General features: G+C 59.7%; 21 protein-coding genes and 2 tRNA genes. 15 read left to right on the top strand and 8 right to left on the bottom strand.

The window, feature by feature from the left end; genetic code table 11:
• Positions 1 to 17: 17 nt before the first annotated feature.
• The 3 genes from mutM to mutY all read left to right on the top strand — a co-directional run bounded on the left by mutM (position 18) and on the right by mutY (position 4,015).
• Positions 18 to 833 carry a bifunctional DNA-formamidopyrimidine glycosylase/DNA-(apurinic or apyrimidinic site) lyase gene (mutM, locus tag AC1DWQ_RS02825; RefSeq protein WP_477668278.1) on the top strand — a complete coding sequence of 272 codons (816 nt, stop codon included), beginning with the start codon at positions 18 to 20 and terminating at the stop codon, positions 831 to 833.
• A gap of 71 nt (positions 834 to 904) precedes the next feature.
• On the top strand, positions 905 to 2,881 hold the full coding sequence (locus AC1DWQ_RS02820; protein ID WP_477668277.1) for a dynamin family protein: 1,977 nt from the start codon (positions 905 to 907) through the stop codon (positions 2,879 to 2,881).
• Positions 2,882 to 2,935: 54 nt separating this feature from the next.
• Positions 2,936 to 4,015, top strand: coding sequence for an A/G-specific adenine glycosylase (gene mutY, locus AC1DWQ_RS02815; RefSeq protein WP_477668276.1), 1,080 nt, complete (start codon positions 2,936 to 2,938; stop codon positions 4,013 to 4,015).
• A gap of 49 nt (positions 4,016 to 4,064) precedes the next feature.
• On the opposite strand, the gene rapZ is transcribed toward mutY, so the two are convergent.
• Genes rapZ through AC1DWQ_RS02800 form a run of 3 tightly spaced genes read right to left on the bottom strand, consistent with a single transcriptional unit; the run spans position 4,065 to position 7,468 of the window.
• Positions 4,065 to 4,931: an RNase adapter RapZ gene (rapZ, locus tag AC1DWQ_RS02810; RefSeq protein WP_477668275.1), complete on the bottom strand. Its 867-nt coding sequence runs from the start codon at positions 4,929 to 4,931 to the stop codon at positions 4,065 to 4,067.
• Complete coding sequence (gene recN / locus AC1DWQ_RS02805) at positions 4,931 to 6,574, bottom strand: DNA repair protein RecN (RefSeq protein ID WP_477668274.1); 1,644 nt, start codon at positions 6,572 to 6,574, stop codon at positions 4,931 to 4,933. Before recN ends, rapZ begins: the two co-directional genes overlap by 1 nt.
• Positions 6,575 to 6,592: 18 nt before the next feature.
• Complete coding sequence (locus AC1DWQ_RS02800) at positions 6,593 to 7,468, bottom strand: NAD kinase (RefSeq protein WP_477666678.1); 876 nt, start codon at positions 7,466 to 7,468, stop codon at positions 6,593 to 6,595.
• 49 nt (positions 7,469 to 7,517) lie between these two features.
• Between AC1DWQ_RS02800 and hrcA the strand changes: the two genes are divergently transcribed.
• The 5 genes from hrcA (at position 7,518) to greB (ending at position 9,802) form a co-directional block, all read left to right on the top strand.
• Complete coding sequence (gene hrcA, locus AC1DWQ_RS02795; protein WP_477668273.1) at positions 7,518 to 8,537, top strand: heat-inducible transcriptional repressor HrcA; 1,020 nt, start codon at positions 7,518 to 7,520, stop codon at positions 8,535 to 8,537.
• A gap of 24 nt (positions 8,538 to 8,561) precedes the next feature.
• Positions 8,562 to 8,638, top strand: a tRNA-Ile gene (locus AC1DWQ_RS02790).
• A 27-nt stretch (positions 8,639 to 8,665) separates the two neighbouring features.
• Positions 8,666 to 8,742 (top strand) — tRNA-Arg (locus tag AC1DWQ_RS02785).
• A 194-nt stretch (positions 8,743 to 8,936) separates the two neighbouring features.
• A complete protein-coding gene (locus tag AC1DWQ_RS02780) occupies positions 8,937 to 9,191 on the top strand; it encodes a hypothetical protein (RefSeq protein ID WP_457282185.1) in 255 nt (84 codons plus the stop codon).
• A 44-nt stretch (positions 9,192 to 9,235) separates the two neighbouring features.
• Complete coding sequence (gene greB / locus AC1DWQ_RS02775) at positions 9,236 to 9,802, top strand: transcription elongation factor GreB (RefSeq protein WP_477668272.1); 567 nt, start codon at positions 9,236 to 9,238, stop codon at positions 9,800 to 9,802.
• On the opposite strand, the gene AC1DWQ_RS02770 is transcribed toward greB, so the two are convergent.
• The 4 genes from AC1DWQ_RS02770 to AC1DWQ_RS02755 all read right to left on the bottom strand — a co-directional run bounded on the left by AC1DWQ_RS02770 (position 9,799) and on the right by AC1DWQ_RS02755 (position 13,982).
• Positions 9,799 to 12,045 (bottom strand): RelA/SpoT family protein, encoded by a 2,247-nt coding sequence (locus tag AC1DWQ_RS02770; RefSeq protein WP_477667766.1) that lies wholly within the window; start codon positions 12,043 to 12,045, stop codon positions 9,799 to 9,801. The two genes, greB and AC1DWQ_RS02770, sit on opposite strands and share 4 nt — an antisense overlap.
• A 109-nt stretch (positions 12,046 to 12,154) precedes the next feature.
• The gene (rpoZ, locus tag AC1DWQ_RS02765; protein ID WP_011482283.1) at positions 12,155 to 12,358 is read right to left on the bottom strand and encodes a DNA-directed RNA polymerase subunit omega; all 204 of its coding nucleotides are present in this window, start codon (positions 12,356 to 12,358) and stop codon (positions 12,155 to 12,157) included.
• A 42-nt stretch (positions 12,359 to 12,400) separates the two neighbouring features.
• Positions 12,401 to 13,021: a guanylate kinase gene (gmk, locus tag AC1DWQ_RS02760; RefSeq protein WP_477651217.1), complete on the bottom strand. Its 621-nt coding sequence runs from the start codon at positions 13,019 to 13,021 to the stop codon at positions 12,401 to 12,403.
• A gap of 43 nt (positions 13,022 to 13,064) precedes the next feature.
• Entirely contained in the window at positions 13,065 to 13,982 is a 918-nt protein-coding gene (locus AC1DWQ_RS02755; protein ID WP_477668271.1) for a YicC/YloC family endoribonuclease, read from the bottom strand.
• Between the two features lie 70 nt (positions 13,983 to 14,052).
• Here AC1DWQ_RS02755 and AC1DWQ_RS02750 point away from each other — a divergent pair, with 70 nt between their 5' ends.
• From AC1DWQ_RS02750 to AC1DWQ_RS02725, 6 genes are all read left to right on the top strand, one after another.
• A complete protein-coding gene (locus AC1DWQ_RS02750) occupies positions 14,053 to 15,060 on the top strand; it encodes a serine/threonine protein kinase (protein ID WP_457282180.1) in 1,008 nt (335 codons plus the stop codon).
• On the top strand, positions 15,057 to 15,959 hold the full coding sequence (locus AC1DWQ_RS02745; protein WP_457282179.1) for a PP2C family protein-serine/threonine phosphatase: 903 nt from the start codon (positions 15,057 to 15,059) through the stop codon (positions 15,957 to 15,959). Before AC1DWQ_RS02750 ends, AC1DWQ_RS02745 begins: the two co-directional genes overlap by 4 nt.
• A gap of 130 nt (positions 15,960 to 16,089) precedes the next feature.
• Positions 16,090 to 16,818 carry a ribonuclease PH gene (gene rph, locus AC1DWQ_RS02740; RefSeq protein ID WP_477668270.1) on the top strand — a complete coding sequence of 243 codons (729 nt, stop codon included), beginning with the start codon at positions 16,090 to 16,092 and terminating at the stop codon, positions 16,816 to 16,818.
• 46 nt (positions 16,819 to 16,864) lie between these two features.
• On the top strand, positions 16,865 to 17,473 hold the full coding sequence (gene rdgB / locus AC1DWQ_RS02735; protein ID WP_477668269.1) for an RdgB/HAM1 family non-canonical purine NTP pyrophosphatase: 609 nt from the start codon (positions 16,865 to 16,867) through the stop codon (positions 17,471 to 17,473).
• 14 nt (positions 17,474 to 17,487) lie between these two features.
• The gene (gene hemW / locus AC1DWQ_RS02730) at positions 17,488 to 18,678 is read left to right on the top strand and encodes a radical SAM family heme chaperone HemW (RefSeq protein ID WP_477668268.1); all 1,191 of its coding nucleotides are present in this window, start codon (positions 17,488 to 17,490) and stop codon (positions 18,676 to 18,678) included.
• Positions 18,679 to 18,739: 61 nt separating this feature from the next.
• The gene (locus tag AC1DWQ_RS02725) at positions 18,740 to 18,967 is read left to right on the top strand and encodes a hypothetical protein (RefSeq protein WP_477668267.1); all 228 of its coding nucleotides are present in this window, start codon (positions 18,740 to 18,742) and stop codon (positions 18,965 to 18,967) included.
• Between the two features lie 21 nt (positions 18,968 to 18,988).
• Here the strand turns inward: AC1DWQ_RS02725 and AC1DWQ_RS02720 are convergent, their stop codons facing one another.
• Complete coding sequence (locus tag AC1DWQ_RS02720; RefSeq protein ID WP_477668266.1) at positions 18,989 to 19,294, bottom strand: I78 family peptidase inhibitor; 306 nt, start codon at positions 19,292 to 19,294, stop codon at positions 18,989 to 18,991.
• Positions 19,295 to 19,633: 339 nt separating this feature from the next.
• On the opposite strand from AC1DWQ_RS02720, the gene AC1DWQ_RS02715 reads away from it, so the two are divergent.
• Positions 19,634 to 20,797: a hypothetical protein gene (locus AC1DWQ_RS02715; protein ID WP_477668265.1), complete on the top strand. Its 1,164-nt coding sequence runs from the start codon at positions 19,634 to 19,636 to the stop codon at positions 20,795 to 20,797.
• Positions 20,798 to 20,803 lie beyond the last annotated feature (6 nt).

Raw genomic sequence — 20,803 nt, 5'->3', positions numbered from 1 at the left:
CCCTTATTTACAAAACCATGCCTGAGCTGCCAGAAGTTGAAGTCACCCGGTTGAGCTTTGCGGACCGTATCGCCGGCGCCGTCATTGAGCGCGTCCAGATGGGCAAGCCCCTGCGCTGGCCGCTGGGCTGCGCGCCCCACAAGCTTGCCGGCCAGAAGGTGCTGGCGGTTCGCCGCCGCGGCAAGTACCTTTTGGTGGATCTGAGCAACGGGCTGCTGCTGATCCACCTCGGAATGTCCGGTAGCGTGGCTTTCGGCGACGGTTTCCCCGCCTTGGGCAAGCACGACCACTTTGAAATGGCCACCAGCCGGGGCACTTTGCGTCTGAACGACCCGCGCCGGTTTGGGGCTGTGGTGTATGCCAGCGATGAAGGCGCGCCTGCCGCCCAAAAGCTGCTTGGCCGGCTCGGCGTCGAGCCGCTGACGGACGCTTTTGACTCGGAAAGCTTTCACCGGGCGCTAAAACTGCGGCAAACGGCGATCAAGCAGGTATTGCTGGGCGGGGAGGCCGTGGTTGGTGTCGGCAATATTTATGCGTCGGAAGCCCTGTTCCTGGCCGGAATCCGGCCGACCACCCGGGCAAACCGGATCAGCAAGCCCCGCGCGGCCTTGCTTCACGGGGCGATCCGCCAGGTACTGGCCCAAGCTGTTACAAAGGGGGGGAGCACCCTGAGGGACTTTTCGAATGCACAGGGTGAATCGGGCTATTTCCAGCTGGAAGCCATGGTTTATGACCGCGCCGGCTTGCCCTGCCGGGTGTGCGCAGCACCCGTGAAGACCCTCCGGCAGGGGCAAAGGTCCACTTTTTACTGTGCGAATTGCCAGAAACCTTGAGTCCGTAGACGCGCCAATGGTTCTTTCGGGTTTGCGATGCTATATTGACCGACACACTTTACGGTAGACCGATGTCTTTTAACGAACAATTTGACCAGCACGGCACGTGGCGGCGCGAATTCGCGTTGCGCCTGAAACTGCTTGCAGAGTGGATGAAGGACCATGACCTGCTGGATGCAGCGGTTGAGGAGCGCCTGCAGCGGCTCGAGTCACAGGTACGTTCCGACAAGGTCATGGTCGCCTTTGTGGCCGAATTCTCGCGCGGCAAGTCCGAGCTGATCAATGCGATCTTTTTTGCCGGTTATGGCCGCCGCATCATGCCGGCAAGCGCTGGCCGCACCACCATGTGCCCGACCGAGCTGGGCTACGACGCGGATGTGCCGCCCTGCCTGCGCCTGCTTCCCATCGAGACGCGCCTGCAGAAGCAAGCCCTCATGGAGTGGCGCGCGGTACCTGAAAAATGGACACGGATCGACCTCGACGTGAATGACCCGGCGCAATTGGCGCAGGCGCTCGAAAAAGTGGCCGAAGTCCGCCATGTCACCCAGGACGAAGCCCGCTCTCTTGGTTTCTGGCATGACAGCAGCCCGGAGGACAACCCGCGTGTAGGCGCAGACGGCCTGATAGAGGTGCCCAAGTGGCGCCACGCGCTGATCAATATTGCGCACCCGCTTCTCAAACAGGGCCTGGTCATCCTGGATACGCCGGGTCTCAATGCCATTGGCGCAGAACCCGAACTGACGGTGAGCCTGATCCCCCAGGCCCATGCCGTGGTGTTCATACTGGCCGCCGATACCGGTGTCACCAAGTCCGACCTCGCCATATGGCGCGAGCATTTGATCACCGACGGTGATGGCACCGATGCACGCCTGGTGGTGCTCAACAAGATCGACACCCTTTGGGACGCGTTAAGCACGCCCGAACAAGTACAGGCACAGATCGACAAGCAGCGTGCAACATCTGCCGAAATCCTGGGCCTGCCTGAATCCCAGGTCATTCCCGTATCGGCCCAAAAAGGGCTGGTGGCCAAGGTCACGCGAGACAAGGCCTTGCTGGAGGCCAGCCACCTGCCTGCCCTCGAGCTGGCGCTGGGGCAGGGCGTGATGGGACAGCGCCAAAAAATTCTGCGTACAGCGGTGTCGGGCGGTATCAGCGAACTCCGGACCGAAGCGGGGCGGGCCATGCACATCCGCCGGCGCGATCTGGCCGAACAGATGATTGAGTTGCGTGGCCTGAGAGGAAAGAACGTCTCGGTCATCAAGCACATGCGCAGCCGCATCGAGCAGGAGCAGGCTGAGTTCGACACCAGCGGCTCGAAAATTCACGCGGTACGTTCCGTCCACCTCAAATTGCTCCGTGACGTATTCAATCTGCTCAGCACGCCGACGCTCAAGGCAGAACTGGCCGAGCTGACGCATGCGCTGAAGCAGCCGGGCATCAAGCTGGGCGTCAAGAAGGCTTATGGCCAGACTTTTTCCCGCCTTCGCGAGGGACTGCAGAAGTCACAGATCATGAGCAGTGAAATCCAGTCCATGTTGACTGCATCCTTTCGCCAGCTCAATGCCGAGTTCAGTTTTTCGCTGCAGGCGCCAAAAGAGCCGGAGCTGATCCGCTATGAGCACGACCTGGAGCAAATTGAGCGCAGCCATTTGCAATATCTGGGTGTGGGCAATGTTCTGAAACTTTCCCAGCCGGAATTTTCCGAGCGGCTGGTACGTGCCCTGGCCACGCGCTTGCGGGTGGTCTACGAATCCGCCCTTGGCGAAGTTGAGCTCTGGAACAAGTCAGCGGCATCGCAGCTTGATGCGCAGTTGCGCGAGCGGCGGCGCAATTTCGGCCGCAGGCTTGAAGCTATCGAGCGCATCCAGCAAGCGGCGTCTGGTCTGGATGAGCGGATCGCTGAAATCGACATCCAGGAGCGTGTGCTCGATGAGCTGGACAACAAGCTCACGGAGCTGACTTCCCATCTGATGGGCTCTTCAGCGCAGTCCAGGACGCCGGATGGCGCCGCTGCCGCAGAAAATGCCGCGGTGCCCGAGGCTGCCTGAGCGTTGACGCGGTCGCAATCCACCAAGACACCTGCGGGGCGGAAAGCGGTTGCTGTGAAGCAAACGGCCTCATGCCAGTTGCCCGGATTTGCCGGGGAAATTGTGCGCTGGCAGGCTTCCCACGGACGCAACAGCCTTCCCTGGCAGAACACGCGTGATCCTTACCGCGTTTGGCTGTCTGAAATCATGTTGCAGCAAACCCAGGTCGCAACGGTTCTGGACTATTACGCGCGATTTCTCCTGCGCTTCCCGACGGTCAAGGAGCTGGCTGTGGCTGGCGAAGACGAGGTGCTGGGCTTGTGGAGCGGGCTGGGTTATTACAGTCGCGCGCGCAATCTGCACCGCTGCGCTCAGGACGTCATGGCATTGCATGCCGGGCGATTCCCGGAGACGGCCGAGCAGCTCCAGACTCTGCCAGGCATAGGCCGTTCAACCGCCGCGGCCATCGCCTCGTTTTGTTTTGGCGAACGTGTTGCGATTCTGGATGGCAACGTCAAACGGGTGCTAACGCGGGTGCTGGGTTTTTCTGCTGATCTGGCTCAAAGTGCCAATGAACGGGCGCTTTGGGACACGGCTGCAGAGCTGCTGCCTGAGCAGGACCTGCCCGAAACCATGCCGCGCTATACGCAGGGACTGATGGATCTTGGTGCCACGATTTGCGTGGGCCGCCAGCCCCAGTGCCTGTTATGCCCCGTACAAAACCTGTGCCGCGGTTTTGCCGCCGGCGATCCCGGCAGGTATCCCGTGAAGACACGAAAGCTCAAGCGCAGTGCGCAGGCGCTGAGTTTGCTGTGGGCGCAGAAGCCTGATGGCTCGGTCTGGCTTGAAAAGCGCCCCGGCCGGGGAATCTGGGGTGGGCTTTATTGCCTGCCAGTTTTTGAGAGTGATGAGGCGCTGACTGCGGATTTGCCGTCTTCCTTGCGGGAAAGGCTCGATCCACTGCCAGGTTTTGTCCACGTGCTGACACACAAGGACTTGCACCTGTCGCCATGGATCGCAGGTTTTCGGGCCGGGCAAACCATGCCCAGGTCTTTGGTTTCAGATGAACGGCCCGGTGCGTGGTTCGGCCCCGCCGAATGGCCTGCACTGGGGCTGCCCGCGCCCATACGCAAACTGCTGGAACGGGACGCTTAGGCCTGCCCGCTGTACTGGAAGATGAGGCCGTGCCCAGCCTTATCTGGACTCAAACGGCGTCGAGCTCGCGATGCCGCTTCAGCGTTCGCCACTGCTGGCCAAAAGCTGCGGCCAATTCCTCGACAAGGTAGACGGATCGGTGTTGGCCGCCGGTGCAGCCGATGGCCACGGTCACATAACTCCGGTGGTCACGTACCAGCGCATGCAGCCAATGACCGAGAAACTGCTCGATATGACGGAACATGTCGCCCACTTCCGTGTGGGCCTTGAGATAGCTCGCCACGGCCTCATCAAGCCCGGTCAGGTGGCGCAGGCCCGATTCATAGTGTGGGTTGGGCAGCATGCGAACGTCAAACACGTAATCCGCGTCCAGCGGCACGCCCCGCTTGAAGGCAAAGGACTCGAACACCAGCGTGAGCTGGGTGCTGGGAGCGGAGATCAGCGACTTCACATAGCCTTGCAGCTGTGATGAGCGGATCATGCTGGTGTCGAGCACGTGGGCCTGCTCGCGCATCTCACCCAGCAACTCCCGCTCCAGCTCTATGGCGTCTACCAACGCCCGGTGCTGGTCGGAGGCGTCAATGCGCGACAGAGGGTGAAGCCTGCGCGTTTCGGAAAAGCGGCGCACGAGAGTTTCCGTGTTTGCATCCAGGAAGAGGGATTGCACCGCCACGCCGGAAGCGCGCAACTGCCGCAATTGCTGGGGTACCAGGGGAAGCGAGACTGCGCTTCGCACGTCCATGGCAATGGCAACTTTTTGGGCGCCGTGCTGCTGCTCCAGTGCGACGAAGGGCGTCAGCAATTCCGGTGGAAGGTTGTCCACGCAGTAATAACCGGCGTCTTCCAGTGCATGCAGGGCAACCGATTTTCCGGAACCCGACATGCCGGTGATAAGAACCATTTCCAGTGCTGCCATCACTGTCCCAGCATTTCCTTGGCGTGGGCCAGCGTGGTGCCGGAAAGCCGCTCGCCGCCCAGCATGCGGGCAATCTCAGCTACGCGCTGTTCCCCGTTGACATGGTCTACGGTGCTGAGGGTGGTGCCGTTTTCGGCTCGCTTGGCAACTACAAGGTGCTGATCGGCACAGGCTGCCACCTGCGGCAGATGGGTGACAGCCATGACCTGTCGGTCCTTGCCCAGCTGTTTCATCAGCCGTCCGACGGTTTCGGCCACGGCCCCCCCCACGCCCGAATCAACCTCGTCAAATATGAGTGTTTGCGCCTGCCCCAACTGGCTGGTGGTGACGGCGATGGCCAGCGCGATGCGCGACAACTCGCCGCCGGAGGCGACCTTGCCCACGGGGCGAGGTGTGCTGCCGGCATGGCCCGCTACCAGGAACTCGGCTTGCTCCAGCCCGTGCTGGGCCGGTTGCTCCAGTTTGTTGAGCGCCACGTCGAATTTTCCGCCCTGCATGCCGAGGCCCTGCATGGCCTGGGTAATGGCTTTGGCGAGTTTTGGGGCAGCTTTGCTGCGCGCCTTCGACACCTGGCTGGCTTCATCCAGGTAGGCTGACCGTGCCTGGTTTTCATTTTTTTCCAATTGAACCAGATCGGCGGCTTCGTCGAGTTTGTGCAGCTCAGCCCGCCAGGAGGCCAGCAATTCAGGCAGTTCGACCGGGGTGCGTTTGTAACGCCGTGCCAGGCTGACCCACAGCGAAAGACGTTCGTCGAGTTCGGCCAGCCGTTGGGGTTCCAGCTCGGCGTGCCGTGCGTAGCCGTTGAGCGAATGCACCGCATCTTCCATCTGGGCCAGAGCGCCATTTAACACCTCAAGGATGCCCTTGAACTCGGGTTCGATGTGTTCCTGGCCTTGCAACGATGCAATGGCTCGTCCCAGCAGTGCGGTGGCGTTCTCGTCGGACTCCTGCAATGCGTCGACGGCGGCCTGTACGGCATCGCGCAGTGCCTGCGCATTGGATAACCGCCCATGTTGAGCATTCAGTTCGTCCCATTCGGCGGCCCCGGGCGCCAGCTTGTCGAGTTCACCGATTTGCCACGCCAGCCGCTCGCGTTCGCGCTGCAGGCTGTCTTGCGCTTCGTGCGCGTCGTTCAATGTTTTCTGGGAGAGCCGCCATTGCTGCCAGAGGCGTGACAACTCGCCGGTAGAGACTTCCGCATAGGAGTCGAGCAAGCCGCGTACCGCGTCGGGGCGGGTCAGGCTTTGCCACGCATGCTGGCCGTGGATGTCCACCAGCTGGTCGGCGATGTCCTTGAGCTGGGTGGCTGTTGCCGCGCTGCCATTGATCCAGGCGCGGCTTTTACCTTGCGCGTCTATCGTGCGCCTGAGCAGCAGGGTTTCGCTGCTGTCGAAGCCGGCTTGTTCCAGCCAGGGGGCCAGGCCGGCGGGGCTGTCAAACTCTGCGCTGATTTCGCAGCGTGCGGCGCCTTCGCGAACTACGCCGGCATCGGCTCGGGCGCCCAAAGCAAGCTGCAGTGCGTCAATCAGGATGGATTTGCCCGCACCGGTTTCACCGGTGAGCACCGAAAAGCCGCCGGACAAATCCAGCTCAAGCCTGTGGACGATGACGAAGTCGCGAAGCGATATGGTTTTGAGGCTCATAACTTGAATCCTGGCCGGTCAGGCCACGCCTTCGTTCCAGTGCAGCTTTCTCCGAAGCGTGTCGAAATAGCTCCAGCCTTTGGGGTGCAGGAAACGCATTTGGTGTTCGGAGCGCCTGACGGTGATGCGGTCGCCATGCAACAGACTTGCCAGCGACTGCATGTCGAAGTTGGCGCTGGCGTCGCGGCCAGAGACGATTTCAATGGTAATTTCGCCCGAGTCCGACAGCACAATGGGCCTGTTGGACAAGGTATGCGGTGCAATCGGCGCCAACACCCAGCCGGCAATCGATGGGTGCAGCAAGGGCCCGCCCGCTGAAAGAGCATAGGCCGTGGAGCCGGTCGGCGAGGCGATGATCAGGCCATCTGCGCGCTGGTTTGCCACAAAGCGGCCATCCACCTCCACACGGAGTTCCACCATGCCGGCGGTCGCTCCGCGGTTCACGACAACGTCGTTCATGGCGGTGGCGCTGAAGACGCACCTGCCGTCACGCACGACCTCGGCCTGCATCATCCAGCGTCGATCTTCTTCATACTCGCCACGCAACATGGGAATGAGTGTGTTCTGGTAGTCCTCAAAGGCGATGTCAGTGATGAACCCCAGCCTGCCCTGATTGATGCCCACCAGGGGGATGCCGAATTGGGCCAGCAGCCGGCCTATACCCAGCATGGTGCCGTCCCCCCCCACGACGAGGGCGAGGTCGCATTGGGCGCCGATGCCGGCTGCGTCAAGGGTGGGGAACCGGGTCAGGCCGGTGTTGCTGGCGGTGTCCTGCTCGATCGCCACCTCGCAACCCTGGGTGCCCAGGAAGTGTGCGATCTCCTCCAGTGCTGACCGGGAACCTTGTGCGTGGTACTTGCCGATCAATGCGACATGGCGAAATTGCGACTTCATCGGCAAATTACATCACAACATGGCAACCGAAGCTTCGTAGAATGGCACCATGCTTGATGATCGTGCCCGATTGCTGCTGAAAGCACTCGTTGAACGCTACATTGCCGATGGACAGCCGGTAGGTTCGCGCACGCTCTCGAAAGCTTCCGGCCTTGAACTGTCTCCGGCCACCATACGCAATGTGATGAGCGACCTCGAGGAGCTTGGCCTGATTGTCAGCCCGCACACCTCGGCAGGGCGCATTCCTACCGCGCGGGGTTACCGGCTCTTTGTGGACACGATGTTGACCACCCAGCGCGACCCCTTGTCGTCGTCGGGCCATATCGGTGCGCCGCGACTGGCACCTGATCAACCCCAAAAAGTGCTCAGCAATGCGGCGCACATGCTGTCGAGCCTGTCGCAATTCGTGGGTGTCGTCATGGCGCCACGCCGGACGTCGGTATTTCGCCATATCGAGTTCCTGCGCCTGTCCGAAAAACGCTTTCTTGTGATCATCGTCTCGCCTGACGGCGATGTGCAAAACCGGGTCATCTTCACCGAAGCGGACTACACGCAGTCCCAATTGGTTGAAGCGGCCAATTTCCTCAATTCACATTACGCTGGCATGGCGATTGAAGAGGTAAGAGAGCGCCTGAAGAACGAGGTGGAAGCCCTTCGCGGTGAAATCGCCACGTTGATGCAGGCGGCGGTCAAGGTCAGCTCGGAGGCCATCGAGTCGCGCGACGAGGTGGTTATTTCCGGCGAACGCAATCTGCTGGCCGTCAGCGACTTTTCCGGTGACATGGGTAACCTGCGCAAGCTTTTTGATCTCTTCGAGCAAAAGGCGCAACTTATGCGGCTCCTCGATGTTTCGAGCCGCGCCGAGGGAGTCCGGATTTACATCGGCGGCGAAAGCCAGGTGATTCCGTATCAGGAACTGTCTGTGGTGACAGCCCCTTATGAAGTCGACGGACAGGTCGTGGGAACCCTGGGCGTGATAGGGCCCATGCGTATGCCTTACGAAAAAATGATCCAAATTGTCGACATCACCTCCAAGCTGGTGAGCACCGCGCTTAGCCATAGCAAGTAGGCCCTTACAATCGATCCCTTGAGTGGGGCGTTAGCTCAGTTGGTTAGAGCAGAGGACTCATAATCCTTTGGTCGAGTGTTCAAGTCACTCACGCCCTACCATTTAAATAAGCTATAATTTGAGGCTTAGCGGCTGTAGCTCAGTTGGATAGAGTACTTGGCTACGAACCAAGGGGTCGTGGGTTCAATTCCTGCCAGCCGCACCACTTTCTTAAGTGATTTCAATAGCTTAGAGGCTCATCCCTCTAGGCTATTTTTCTTTCCGGGGGGCCGCTTTTGGGGTCCTTTTTCATACCGTTGCCATCGCGATAGTGGTTTTCCTGGGACTGGGCGGCGCCGGACGGGCTGTACGTCCAACAAGAGCTCCGCTATTCTGGAAGCCTAATTCCGGAGGAGAAACATGGGATCACTGAATGTCGAGGACCACGGCGAGTGGCTCAGTTTTGGCTTGTCGTACGCGGGCAGCACCATTCCCGTCAGGATTTCGCGCGAGGCGATGGAGGAGTTCTTCGGCGCCGTGCCTGGGCCGGACTCCCTGAAAAAAGCGTATGAACAGGATGCTGAAATGATTCACGCCCGGGCCGCTGATCTGGTCGTGGCGGGTGTGAGCTACACGCCTGAAAATCCCCTCGTGCTGAAAATGGAAGATTTTTAGGTGCATTCACGGCCGGCAGCCATGAATGCTATGGTGGCCGGAGCATGAACAAAGCCTTTACCAAAGAAACCGAGCCGGAGGACGACGAGCCGACGCTCGCACCCCTGCCTGCAGGCGGCAAAAACTACATCACACCACAGGGCTATGAACACCTGCGCAGCGAACTTCTGGACCTGATCGACAGCGAACGTCCCAAAATGGTGGAAATCGTTCATTGGGCTGCCAGCAATGGAGACCGCTCCGAGAACGGCGACTACCACTACGGCAAAAAGCGGCTGCGGGAAATCGACCGGCGAATCCGGTTTTTGACGCAGAGACTGGAAATTGCGGAAATCAGCAACCCGTCGGTGCACCACGGTAGCGACCAGGTTTTTTTCGGCGCGACAGTTGCCTACGCCGATGGCGAAGGAGTCGAGCGAGTCGTGACCATTCTCGGCATTGACGAAGCCAACAGCGCCCAAGGACAAATCAGCTGGATATCACCTGTCGCCAGAGCGCTGCTCAAATCGCGTGTTGGCGATGAAGTAAGTCTCATGACTCCGCAGGGTGTACAGGCGCTCGAGGTACTGAAAGTGGACTATCCCGCACCGGACAAATCGACAGCGGATTAGCCGGACGATTTGGCGCGTTGCACCCGCAGTACGGAAGGTGTGCGCTTCACGCTGCGCAAGGCGGAAGCCAGGTGGATGCGGTCGCGCACGGCCACGCCGAAGCGCAGGTCCGTGGCGTCATGCGAAGGCTCCTGGCCCATGTCGACATGGGTAATGTCCGCCTCGGCACTGGCCAATGCAGCCGCCACTCGCGCCAGGACCCCTTTCCCATTGGAGACGGTGACCAAGAGGTTTGTTTCAAACGTCCGCACAGGCTCGTCGGACCAGTCCACGGCGATAAAACGCTCGCTGTCACGGTGCTGCAGTCGCTTGGCGACAGCGCAGTCATCAGTATGTATCACCAGACCTTCACCGCGGCCCAGGTAGCCCACGATGCCGTCGCCAGGAATCGGGCGGCAACAGGGGGCAAACTGCACGGAGGCGCCTTCACTCCCATCGATCACCAGCGCGCCTTGCGACACAGACTCATGGGCGGTGTAGCGCTCACGGCTCATGAGCAGGGCATTGGGTTTTTCACCGGTTTCGGCAAGCAGGGTGACGATGCGCTTGGCCACCATGCTGGCGATCCGTTTGCCCAGCCCGATGTCGGTTAGCAGATCGGCACGTGACCGGTTGCCGGTAAAACGCAGGATCTTTTCCCAGGTGGCGTGGTGGGCTTCATCGTCGTCGGGGAGGCGTTCGCGTTCGATGCCCTCGGCACGCAGCGCCTGCGCGAGCATTTTTTCGCCCAGGTCTTGCGACTCGGACAGCGCCATGGTTTTCAGGTGGTGGCGTATTTTGGAGCGGGCTTTCCCCGTGCGTACAAATCCCAGCCAGCCGGGGTTGGGGCTGGAGACCGACGCCGTGATGATTTCGATCACGTCGCCGTTATGCAGCTCTGAGCGAAGTGGCACCTGCTCGCCGTTGACTTTGGCCGCCACGGCCCGGTGCCCCACGTCACTGTGAATGGCGTAAGCAAAGTCCACGATGGTCGCGCCGCGCGGCATGGCCATGATCTGGCTTTTCGGCGTGAACACATAGACCGCCTCGGGAAACAGGTCAATCTTGACGTGATCCCAGAACTCGGCCGCATCGCGTGTTTCCTGCTGGATGTCGAGCAGCGATTGCAGCCACTGTGTCCCCAGCCGCTGCGAAGCGTCGCCATCCGGGTCGGTGGCCTTGTAGAGCCAGTGCGCCGCGACCCCGGATTCCGCCACCACATGCATGGCTTCGGTGCGCATCTGGAACTCGATGTTGGTACCGAAGGGGCCAACCAGCGTGGTGTGCAGAGACTGGTAACCGTTGATCTTCGGGATTGCGATGTAGTCCTTGAACTTTCCGGGCAGGGGCTTGTAGAGCTGGTGCAACACCCCCATGGCTGTGTAGCAGGCCGTCAGGTCTTTCACGATCACTCGAAACCCATAGAGATCGGTCACCTGGGCAAACGAAAGGTGCTTTTCATCCATCTTGCGGTAGATGGAATACAGCGTCTTTTCTCGTCCCGAGATCATCACCGGCACATGGGCGCCGGTAAAGGCCGATTCGACCTCTCCCTGCACCCGCTTGATCACGTCGCGCCGGCGGCCGCGGGCCTTCTGCAACGCCTTGGTCAAGGTGGCGTAGCGCCAGGGGTGCAGGTGCTGGAAGGAAAGGTCCTGCAATTCCCGGTAGGTCGTGTTCAGGCCCAGGCGGTGGGCGATGGGCGCGTAAATGTCCAGGGTTTCGCGCGAGATTCGGGTCCATTTGGCGCGCGGGACATCGCCCAGCGTGCGCATGTTGTGCGTCCGGTCAGCCAGCTTGATCAGGATGACCCGCACGTCGCGTGCCATGGCCAGCAGCATCTTGCGGAAAGACTCAGCCTGGTTTTCTTCCCGGGTGTTGAATTCCAGCTTTTCGAGTTTGGTCAGCCCGTCCACCAGTTCAGCCACCGGCGCGCCGAAACGCTCGATCAGCTCGGGCTTGGTGACGCCGCAGTCTTCAATGGCGTCATGCAGCAGGGCGGCCATGAGCGCCTGTGCATCCAGCTTCCACTCGGCGCATTGTTGCGCGACGGCGATAGGGTGGGTGATATAGGGTTCGCCGCTGTTGCGCAGCTGGCCCAGATGGGCCTCATCGGCAAAGCGATAGGCGCGGCGGACATTGTCAATGTCGGCAGCGCTCATGTAGTCGAGTTTCGCCGTGAGCGCAGCAAAGCTTGCCGCTGCTGCGTTCGCGGCGGCGGGGGTCGACTTGCTCGAAACAACAGGCGAAAGCATGGCGCTCATGCCTTAAATGTATCGCGGCATGAATAAATCATGAAAAAAATGGACTTTATGAGGCCATAAATGCAAAAAGCACCGCATTGCGGTGCTTTTTTTCGGTGCCGGATTTGACTCAGGAGGGCACTTTTTTCAGCATTTCGAGGCCAATCTTGCCTTCTGCGATCTCGCGCAGGGCGGTGACGCCAGGCTTGTTCTTGCTTTCAATCTTGGCGGCATGCCCCTGGCTGAGCATGCGTGCACGGTAGGTGGCAGCCAGAACCAGCTGGAAGCGGTTCGGGATTTTTTCGAGGCAGTCTTCAACGGTAATGCGGGCCATGGTGATCTCCGGTGTGATCGATAACGGGGAAAGCGGGTGAAATCAGGGAATTTGAAGGGCCTGGAAGGTTTCGGCGCGGGCTCGCCGCTGGGCCGAAAACTTGAGCCGTTGGGCATGCACAATGGTTTTCAGGTCGAAAACTGCCCGCTCAAATAACTCGTTAATTATAACGAAGTCGAATTCCCGGGCCTGGGCCATCTCGGTGGCCGCGTTTTTGAGCCGCAATTCGATGACTTCGGCACTGTCTTCGCCACGCCGCTGCAGGCGCGAGCGCAACTCTTCCCAGCTTGGCGGGAGTATGAAAATCAGCACCGCATTGGCAAAAATCCGTTTGATGTTGATCGCGCCCTGAAAGTCTATTTCCAGAATCACGTCGGCGCCGGTGGCGATTCGCTCCTCAATGGTCTGCCGCGAGGTGCCGTAGCGGTGGCCGTGTACATGTGCCCATTCCAGGAAGGAGTCGCGCAGCACCATGCCGTCAAAGTCCTCGGGCGAGAGAAAAAAGTACTCCCTGCCGTGCTTTTCCTGGCCGCGCGGAGGGCGTGTGGTGTGTGACACTGCGGGCTGGATGCGTGAATCCAGTTCAAGAAGGGCTTTGACCAGGCTGGATTTGCCGGCCCCGCTGGGGGCGGCTACAACAAAGAGGTTTCCGGGGTAGTCCATGCGTCCTGGGCGGTGATTTCGGTGTTTTAGGCTAGGGGCGGGGCTATTCGACGTTCTGGACCTGCTCACGGATCTGCTCTATCAGCACTTTCATGTCGACAGAAATGCGTGTCAGCTCGAGGGACGCCGATTTGGAGCCCAGTGTATTGGCTTCGCGGTGCAGCTCCTGGATCAGGAAATCCAGGCGCTTGCCCAGTTCCCCGCCGTTTGCCAGAAGGCGGTCAATTTCATCCAGGTGCGAGGAGAGGCGGGTGATTTCTTCCGCGACGTCAATGCGGATGGCAAAGGCTGTGGCCTCTGTCAGCGCCCGGTCCTGTGCAACTTCCGGCAGCGTGGCGCCGTCCGACAGCGCCATGGCTTCTTTCCAGCGTTCCAGGAAGCGGGTTTTCTGTTGCTCAACCAGTTTGGGCACCATGGGTACCGCCAGCGCTGCTAGCGCACGCAGCTGTCCCGTGCGGTCAAGCAGCATGTCGGCCAGCCGGGCGCCTTCGCGTTCGCGGGCCGCCATCAGCTCTTTCAAGGCCTTTTTGGCCAGCTTGAGCAGCTCATCGCTGTAGTCATGTGGTTTTTTGTCCTCATTGGTGGCGATCCGCAGAATATCTGCCACGCTGAGTGCGGGTGCCTGCGGCAGCCAGGATTTGATGCTGTCCTCCAGCGATCCGAGCCGTTGCAAGGTTGCCGAAGATGGCGCGCGCAGGGTGCCGGCCGAGGTACTTTCCAGCGAAACCCGCACTTCTACCTTGCCGCGCTTGAGCTTGCCGGTGAGCAATTCGCGCAATGCGGGCTCGGCCTGCCTCAATTCGTCGGGCAGGCGAAACGCCAAATCAAGAAACCGGCTGTTGACGGAGCGTATTTCGACGCCCAGACGGGAGCTGGCATCCGCGCCCGATTCAGTTTCCGGGGCGGATTGCGCCATGCTCGATTGCACGGCTGCATAACCCGTCATGCTGTAAACTGACATTTAAAAATACGCTTTACTAGAGAGAGAACAAGACCCAGACTGACCAAGTCATTCTGGCTCATCCCAAATTATGTCAAAGGTCAAGCCCGCACCATTGCCGCCCGACACCGTGATTGGTGGCTATCGTGTTGTGCGAAAGCTTTCAGCCGGTGGCTTTGGCGTAGTTTACTTGGCCGTCGACAACGAGGGCCAGCAGGTCGCCATCAAGGAGTACCTGCCGTCGTCCCTGGCTGGCCGGGCCCCGGGGGAATTGCTTCCGCAGGTCCAGGCTGAAAAGCTCTCGCTGTATCGTCTGGGACTCAAAAGTTTCTTCGAAGAAGGCCGTTCGCTGGCCCAGATTTCACACGGCTCCGTGGTCAGTGTGCTGAATTTCTTCCGTGAAAACGAGACCGTTTACATGGTCATGAATTACCTGGAGGGCGGAACCCTGCAGGATTTCATCATCACGGCCCGTGAGCTGAAAAAGCAGAAGGTTTTCCGCGAGTCGACCATCCGTTCGCTTTTCGACGAAATCCTTCGGGGATTGCGCATCGTGCACCAGCACAAGATGCTCCACCTGGACATCAAGCCCGCCAACATCTTCATTACCGACGATAACCGTGCCGTCATGATCGACTTCGGCGCAGCCCGAGAGGTGCTGAGCAAGGAAGGCAACTTCATCCGCCCCATGTACACCCCGGGCTTTGCTGCCCCCGAGATGTACCGCAGGGACTCCTCCATGGGTCCCTGGACCGATATCTATGCGATCGGTGCCTGCATTTACGCCACCATGCAGGGCTACCCCCCCAATGACGCGCCGCAGCGCCTTGAAAAAGACCGTTTGTCGCTAGCCCTGTCCCGTTTGCGTGGCGTGTATTCCGACAACCTGATTGAAGTTGTAGAGTGGTGCATGTCCCTTGACCCCTTGTCACGGCCGCAGTCGGTATTTGCATTGCAAAAAGAATTGAGCAGGGAAGGTGAGCGTCGTTACACCAAACTCACCGTCAGCGAAAAGGTTCGCCTTCAGTTTGACAATATGGTGTCTGACACGAAAAAAACAGCGCGCAAGGCCACTGGCTACGCGACTAAATTCAAATGAAATTCTCAGTCTTTCAGGTAAGCCGAAAAGGCGGGCGCGAGAAGAATGAAGACCGGATGGGCTATTGCTACACGCGAGAGTCGGGCCTGTTTGTGCTGGCAGACGGCATGGGCGGCCATCCTGAAGGCGAAGTGGCGGCGCAGCTTGCGCTGCAGACCATTTCCGCGCTGTACCAGAAAGAAGCGCGCCCTGTCATTGAAGACACCACCGAATTTCTTTCCACCGCGCTGATGGCGGCGCACCACCAGATCATTCGCTACGCCAGCGAAAAAGGCATGCTCGACACGCCCCGCACCACGCTGGTCGCGGCGATTTTGCAGGGCACCGGAGCCACTTGGGTCCATTGCGGCGATTCACGCCTGTATGTGGTGCGAGACGGCGAACTGCTGACACGTACCCGCGACCACTCCTACCTGGAGCAGCAGAGCGCCGGCGTCATCAAGCTCGAACGCATCAACCGCAACATCCTGTTCACCTGCCTCGGTTCTCCTACAAAACCTGTTTTTGACGTTGCCGGGCCCGTGACCCTGCAGCAGGGCGACAAGCTGCTGCTCTGCTCCGACGGTCTCTGGGGCAGCCTGAGTGACGAGGAAATTGTCCGCCAGCTGGCCGGCAAAGGGGTTTCGGATGCCGTCCCCGACCTGGTTGAAAATGCCTTGCGTACCGGCGGCGAACACAGCGACAACGTCACCGTGCTGGCCATGGAGTGGGAAACGCCTGACGCCTTCGAATCCACCCGGGGGGTGTCTACCGACAGCATCATGGACGGCGTTTTCGCCTCGACCATCCAGGCCGGCGTGCTGGATACCGTGGTGGACGACCTTGACGAAGCGACCATTGAACGCTCCATCGCTGAAATCAACGAAGCCATTCGCCGCTCAGCCGCAAGAAAAGCCTGATACCCCGGGTTAGCCGTTTCGGTGGCTGCGCCTTCGGCGCCGCTTGCCTCTCCCGTTTCCGCTCCATTCCAATTCCGTTCCCCCTCAATTCCGCCATTCAATCCGGCGCCTTGCCAGAAAGCCATCCACCATGAGTCAGTTTGAACGAAGCGGCGCGCGTGCGGCCGACGCCCTGCGCCCCGTGCGCATCACCCGCCACTACACGGCCTACGCCGAAGGCTCGGTGCTCATCGAGTTCGGCGGCACCAAGGTGCTCTGCACCGCCTCCGTTGAAGAAAAAGTGCCCGGCCACAAAAAGGGCAGCGGCGAAGGCTGGGTCACCGCCGAATACGGCATGCTGCCCCGCGCCACGCACACCCGCGGAGACCGCGAAGCCGCCCGCGGCAAGCAAAGCGGCCGCACCCAGGAAATCCAGCGCCTCATCGGCCGGTCGATGCGGGCGGTGTTTGACTTGAAGAAACTCGGCGAGCGCACCATCCATCTTGATTGCGACGTGATTCAGGCTGACGGCGGCACCCGCACCGCCAGCATCACCGGCGCTTTTGTGGCTGCGCAGGACGCCGTTAATACCCTGCTGGCCAGCGGCAAGCTCCAGCAAACCCCCATCATCGACCACGTCGCGGCAATTTCGGTCGGCATCGTGCGGGGTACGCCCCTGCTGGACCTGGAATACACCGAAGACTCCGCCTGCGACACCGACATGAATGTCGTCATGACCGGCGCCGGCAACTACGTGGAAGTGCAGGGCACCGCCGAAGGTGCGGCGTTCTCGCGCAAGGAAATGGACGCGCTGCTGGTTCTGGCCGAAAAAGGCATCGTCGAACTGGTCGGCATGCAGAAACAGTCGCTATCAAATTAATAGCTGCTCGCGCAGACCCCTATTGGCCTGGAGCCATTTTTTGCTTATGAAAATCGTACTTGCGTCGAACAACCAGGGCAAACTCGCCGAGCTCAAGGCCATGCTCCTTCCCCTGGGCCTGACGCTGGTCAGCCAGGCCGAGCTGGGCCTGCCGGAGGCTGACGAGCCCTTTCGCACCTTTGTGGAAAACGCACTTGCCAAAGCCCGCCAGGCGTCGCGCCTCAGTGGCCTGCCCGCGCTGGCCGACGACGCCGGTTTGTGCGTGGATGCCTTTGGCGGCCTGCCCGGCGTGGACACCGCGTTTTACGCCACGCAGTTTGGCTATGCCAAGGGCGACGACAACAACGTCAAAGCCTTGCTGGAGCAAATGGCCGGCCTGACGCAGCCCGCCCAGCGTCGCGCGGCGCTGGTTAGCACCCTGGTGGCGGTCCGGTCTGCAGAAGACCCGGAGCCACTGATTGCCTCAGGCCGCGTGGCCGGAGAAATCGCACCCGCGCCCGTCGGCAGCAACGGCTTCGGTTTCGACCCCGTGATGTACATCCCCGAGTTCGGCCAAACCTTTGCACAGTTGCCCGTTGAGGTAAAAAACGCCAACAGCCACCGCGGCAAGGCCGCACGGCAAATGATCGAACTCATGCGTGAGCGCTGGCTGTAACCACTCTTCCTTTTATGGCCCAGCAAGACATCCAGCACTACATGCGCAGCGGCACGCTGCAGCTGGCCGCGTTGCCGCCGCTGTCGCTGTACGTGCACCTGCCCTGGTGCCTCAAGAAATGCCCTTATTGCGACTTCAATTCGCACGAGGTCGCGGGCGAAATGCCAGAGCAGCGCTACATCGACGCCGTAGTGGCCGATCTGGAGGCCGCGCTGCCCCTGATCTGGGGCCGCATGGTCCACAGCATTTTTATTGGCGGCGGCACACCCAGCCTGTTTTCGCCGCAGGCCATAGACCGCTTGCTTGCCGACATCCGCGCACGCCTCAGGCTTGAAGCCGACTGCGAAATCACGCTCGAAGCCAACCCCGGCACCTTTGAAAAAGACCGCTTCAAGGCCTTTCGCAGCGCCGGCGTCACACGCCTGTCCGTCGGCGTGCAGAGCTTTGACGACAAACACCTCAAAGCCCTCGGCCGCGTGCACGACCGCGCCCAGGCCATCGCCGCGGTAGAAGAAGCCGCACAAGCCTTCGACACCTTCAACCTCGACATCATGTACGCGCTGCCAGGCCAGACCATGGAAAGCCTGGAGCAGGACATGCGGCAGGCGCTGGCGCTGCAGCCCCCGCACATCTCGATTTACCACCTGACCATCGAGCCCAACACCTACTTCGCCAAATTCCCGCCCGTGGTGCCTGAAGAAGACACCGCCTACGCCATGCTCGACAAAATCACCGAGATCACGCAGGCCGCCGGGTTGCAGCGCTATGAAGTGTCGGCCTACGCCAGGCCCGGCCACCGCTGCTTTCACAACCTCAACTACTGGCAGTTTGGCGACTACCTCGGCATAGGCGCCGGCGCCCACAGCAAGCTCAGCTTTGCGCACCGCGTCGTCCGGCAGGTACGCTTTCGCGAGCCCAAGCTCTATATGGAAAAGGCCCTGACCGGCGAAGCCGTCACGCAAGAAACAGAAGTCAGCCGCGCCGACCTGCCTTTCGAATTCATGCTCAACGCCTTGCGCCTGCGCGACGGCTTCAAGCTGCAAGACTTCACCGAAAAAACCGGCCTGCCCGTCACCGCCATTCAGCGCGGCCTTGAAGAAGCCGAACGCAAGGGCCTGATCGAACGAGACTTCGTACGCGTCAAGCCCACCGAGCGCGGCTTTGATTTTTTGAACGACCTGCAGACATTGTTTCTGGCCGACTAGCGCCCACGTCAACGCCCAACGCCAACGTCAACGTCAACGCAACATCCCGTCTACAAAATCTATGGAAACACCAGCCGTTATTTTTCTGGTTATCAGTTGCGCCGTCAGCTTCGCGCTGGGCCGGCTGTTTGTGCACTTCCGCGACAAAAAGCGCAAAGAAAAATCACAGGCCCGCGAAGCCGAAGCATTGCGCAACCGCCCCCCAGAACCCGAGTCCCTCAACAAGGCCAAGCGCAAGCGCCAGCTTCAGCAGCTGGAAAAAGAAGAAGCCAAAAGCCGCAAGCGCTGACTGGCCTCCACAGCGGTTTGTTTAACCGCAGCTCACGTGCGTCACGCGCCCGGCATCATCCACAGTCAGGCTTAGCCGATCAGCATTGAACTCCATCGTCACAACCTGCCCGGGCTTCAGCACCCGGACGGTTTTGGTGCCGGCGCGTGTGCGGGCTTCTTCTTGAAGCGCTGCGCTCACATTGCGGCCCACGGCGAATTGGGCTGGTGCGGCGTTGCAAGCACCGCTTGGCGGCGCAGATGCTGGCGTTGATGCCGCGGGGCCTCCGCACGCGGAGAGGGCTATCGGCAGCGCTAGTGCAAGAGCGTTGAGAAAATGCGTGCGCATGGCAAGGTCCTTTCGTCGAAGTGTTTGGAGCTTACCTCGCGATACTCTGCTACATGTGGAGGTGAAGCGAAAGTCCGCACCAGAAAACGCAGTTAGGTGCGGGATCAATTGACATTGACCGGTCGCTGTTTGACAAGCCTCGACCCCTTTTTGTATTAATGTTAGACATCTCATACTTTCTGACGCTGTACATGTAGTGCGATGACAACGTACCTGTTAGTTCTGACAGGGGTGCGCGAAGAAATGCATCGTAGGATTGCACGCCTAAGAAAAAATGAGCTCATCAAATCGAGCCAACGCTGGTGAGCGTAAAAAATAAGAGAAATGCAAGGGGGTGAGATGAGGGAGAGCTACAAAAATAGTGGCCGCGTAAAGCCATGTCAAAGCGCAGAAGGATACGCTCAGATCTTTTCTGACCGTCTGCTTGCCGACGGGCCTTGCATTTTCGTGCGCGAACGGTTGGCTCAGGCCGAATGCGCTAGCGCAAGTGACGCCCGCGACAACAGCCTTGTTCCCAACCCGCCACCTCCTGGCTATCGTGCATGGCTTGGCATCGCTATTGCTGCAATCACATTTCATGCGGCAGTCAGCGCGGCCCCTCAGGCCAACGATAGCCCAGTCAACGAGCCGAAAGCGATTATTGAGGCCTTAATTGGACGTGATTTCAAGGGCATGTTTCGCTACACCAGCGGCAGCGATCTCATTGAATACAGGCCTCTCTTCGAGTCCTATCCGCCCTACGGCATTGAACAGTTAAAAGTGCCAGCCGGTAAGACCACCACGCGGGAGGTGACGCCGACCTTCGGCAAGTGCACGCAGGAAATGCTGGTCAAAGACATCAAAGTCACCAAAGTGCAATATGCACAAGACCCGACCCCTCCCGTTAATCAACCCAAGGCCTTGCCTTATGAGGTGTATGTAACTGTTGAGGCTGAAGTGCTGGCTTTGCGGCTTTTCAATTCTGACAAAGTTCCAGCCGACAGGCGTTGTTCATGGTTAGGTCTCGAGGTCAAGAATACGCAAACAGGAAAACGCGAAGCGTATCTGGACAACGCAGATGACGGTGATGCATTGCTGAAGATGATGAAACAGTTTGGCACCGTACAGGGCGAATATGTGGTGATCGATCCACATCGCCGGCAGTGGAGCTATGGCATCAGTCTGTTTCTTCCCAGAAGCGGCAACGGTCAATATCGCCACTATGACCATGAGCAACGTAAGTATGTGGATGCAGTGGAACCGAGATGGTTGATTCAGGATCCGTTTCCACCGCGAGCAGTTTACTTGGGGGCTGCAATTACGCGAATTGTGAAGTCAATTGAAAATCATCAAAGTCTTGCGCGTGGATATTGCACAAACGAAATTGAACGTGCCACTGGGAAGAAACCTCGGCAAGTGGATTTTCAGCATCCCGCCTGTGCCATTCGTTCAATTGGGCAGCGCGACCTCGACATAGCCCGTCGCTTTGACGCGGACTTAGAAGTTCTTCGAAAAATCAAATAAGGTTTG

This window comes from Polaromonas sp. P2_G11 (assembly GCF_056403595.1).
This window is presented reverse-complemented; position numbering and strand designations above follow the sequence as displayed.

Excerpts from the sequence above, each read along its gene's own strand:
- mutM (WP_477668278.1), top strand. The coding sequence starts at position 18 with ATGCCTGAGCTGCCAGAAGTTGAAGTCACCCGGTTGAGCTTTGCGGAC.
- AC1DWQ_RS02820 (WP_477668277.1), top strand. The coding sequence starts at position 905 with ATGTCTTTTAACGAACAATTTGACCAGCACGGCACGTGGCGGCGCGAA.
- rapZ (WP_477668275.1), bottom strand. The coding sequence starts at position 4,931 with ATGGCAGCACTGGAAATGGTTCTTATCACCGGCATGTCGGGTTCCGGA.
- recN (WP_477668274.1), bottom strand. The coding sequence starts at position 6,574 with ATGAGCCTCAAAACCATATCGCTTCGCGACTTCGTCATCGTCCACAGG.
- AC1DWQ_RS02800 (WP_477666678.1), bottom strand. The coding sequence starts at position 7,468 with ATGAAGTCGCAATTTCGCCATGTCGCATTGATCGGCAAGTACCACGCA.
- hrcA (WP_477668273.1), top strand. The coding sequence starts at position 7,518 with ATGCTTGATGATCGTGCCCGATTGCTGCTGAAAGCACTCGTTGAACGC.
- AC1DWQ_RS02780 (WP_457282185.1), top strand. The coding sequence starts at position 8,937 with ATGGGATCACTGAATGTCGAGGACCACGGCGAGTGGCTCAGTTTTGGC.
- greB (WP_477668272.1), top strand. The coding sequence starts at position 9,236 with ATGAACAAAGCCTTTACCAAAGAAACCGAGCCGGAGGACGACGAGCCG.
- AC1DWQ_RS02770 (WP_477667766.1), bottom strand. The coding sequence starts at position 12,045 with ATGAGCGCCATGCTTTCGCCTGTTGTTTCGAGCAAGTCGACCCCCGCC.
- rpoZ (WP_011482283.1), bottom strand. The coding sequence starts at position 12,358 with ATGGCCCGCATTACCGTTGAAGACTGCCTCGAAAAAATCCCGAACCGC.
- gmk (WP_477651217.1), bottom strand. The coding sequence starts at position 13,021 with ATGGACTACCCCGGAAACCTCTTTGTTGTAGCCGCCCCCAGCGGGGCC.
- AC1DWQ_RS02755 (WP_477668271.1), bottom strand. The coding sequence starts at position 13,982 with ATGTCAGTTTACAGCATGACGGGTTATGCAGCCGTGCAATCGAGCATG.
- AC1DWQ_RS02750 (WP_457282180.1), top strand. The coding sequence starts at position 14,053 with ATGTCAAAGGTCAAGCCCGCACCATTGCCGCCCGACACCGTGATTGGT.
- AC1DWQ_RS02745 (WP_457282179.1), top strand. The coding sequence starts at position 15,057 with ATGAAATTCTCAGTCTTTCAGGTAAGCCGAAAAGGCGGGCGCGAGAAG.
- rph (WP_477668270.1), top strand. The coding sequence starts at position 16,090 with ATGAGTCAGTTTGAACGAAGCGGCGCGCGTGCGGCCGACGCCCTGCGC.
- rdgB (WP_477668269.1), top strand. The coding sequence starts at position 16,865 with ATGAAAATCGTACTTGCGTCGAACAACCAGGGCAAACTCGCCGAGCTC.
- hemW (WP_477668268.1), top strand. The coding sequence starts at position 17,488 with ATGGCCCAGCAAGACATCCAGCACTACATGCGCAGCGGCACGCTGCAG.
- AC1DWQ_RS02725 (WP_477668267.1), top strand. The coding sequence starts at position 18,740 with ATGGAAACACCAGCCGTTATTTTTCTGGTTATCAGTTGCGCCGTCAGC.
- AC1DWQ_RS02720 (WP_477668266.1), bottom strand. The coding sequence starts at position 19,294 with ATGCGCACGCATTTTCTCAACGCTCTTGCACTAGCGCTGCCGATAGCC.
- AC1DWQ_RS02715 (WP_477668265.1), top strand. The coding sequence starts at position 19,634 with ATGAGGGAGAGCTACAAAAATAGTGGCCGCGTAAAGCCATGTCAAAGC.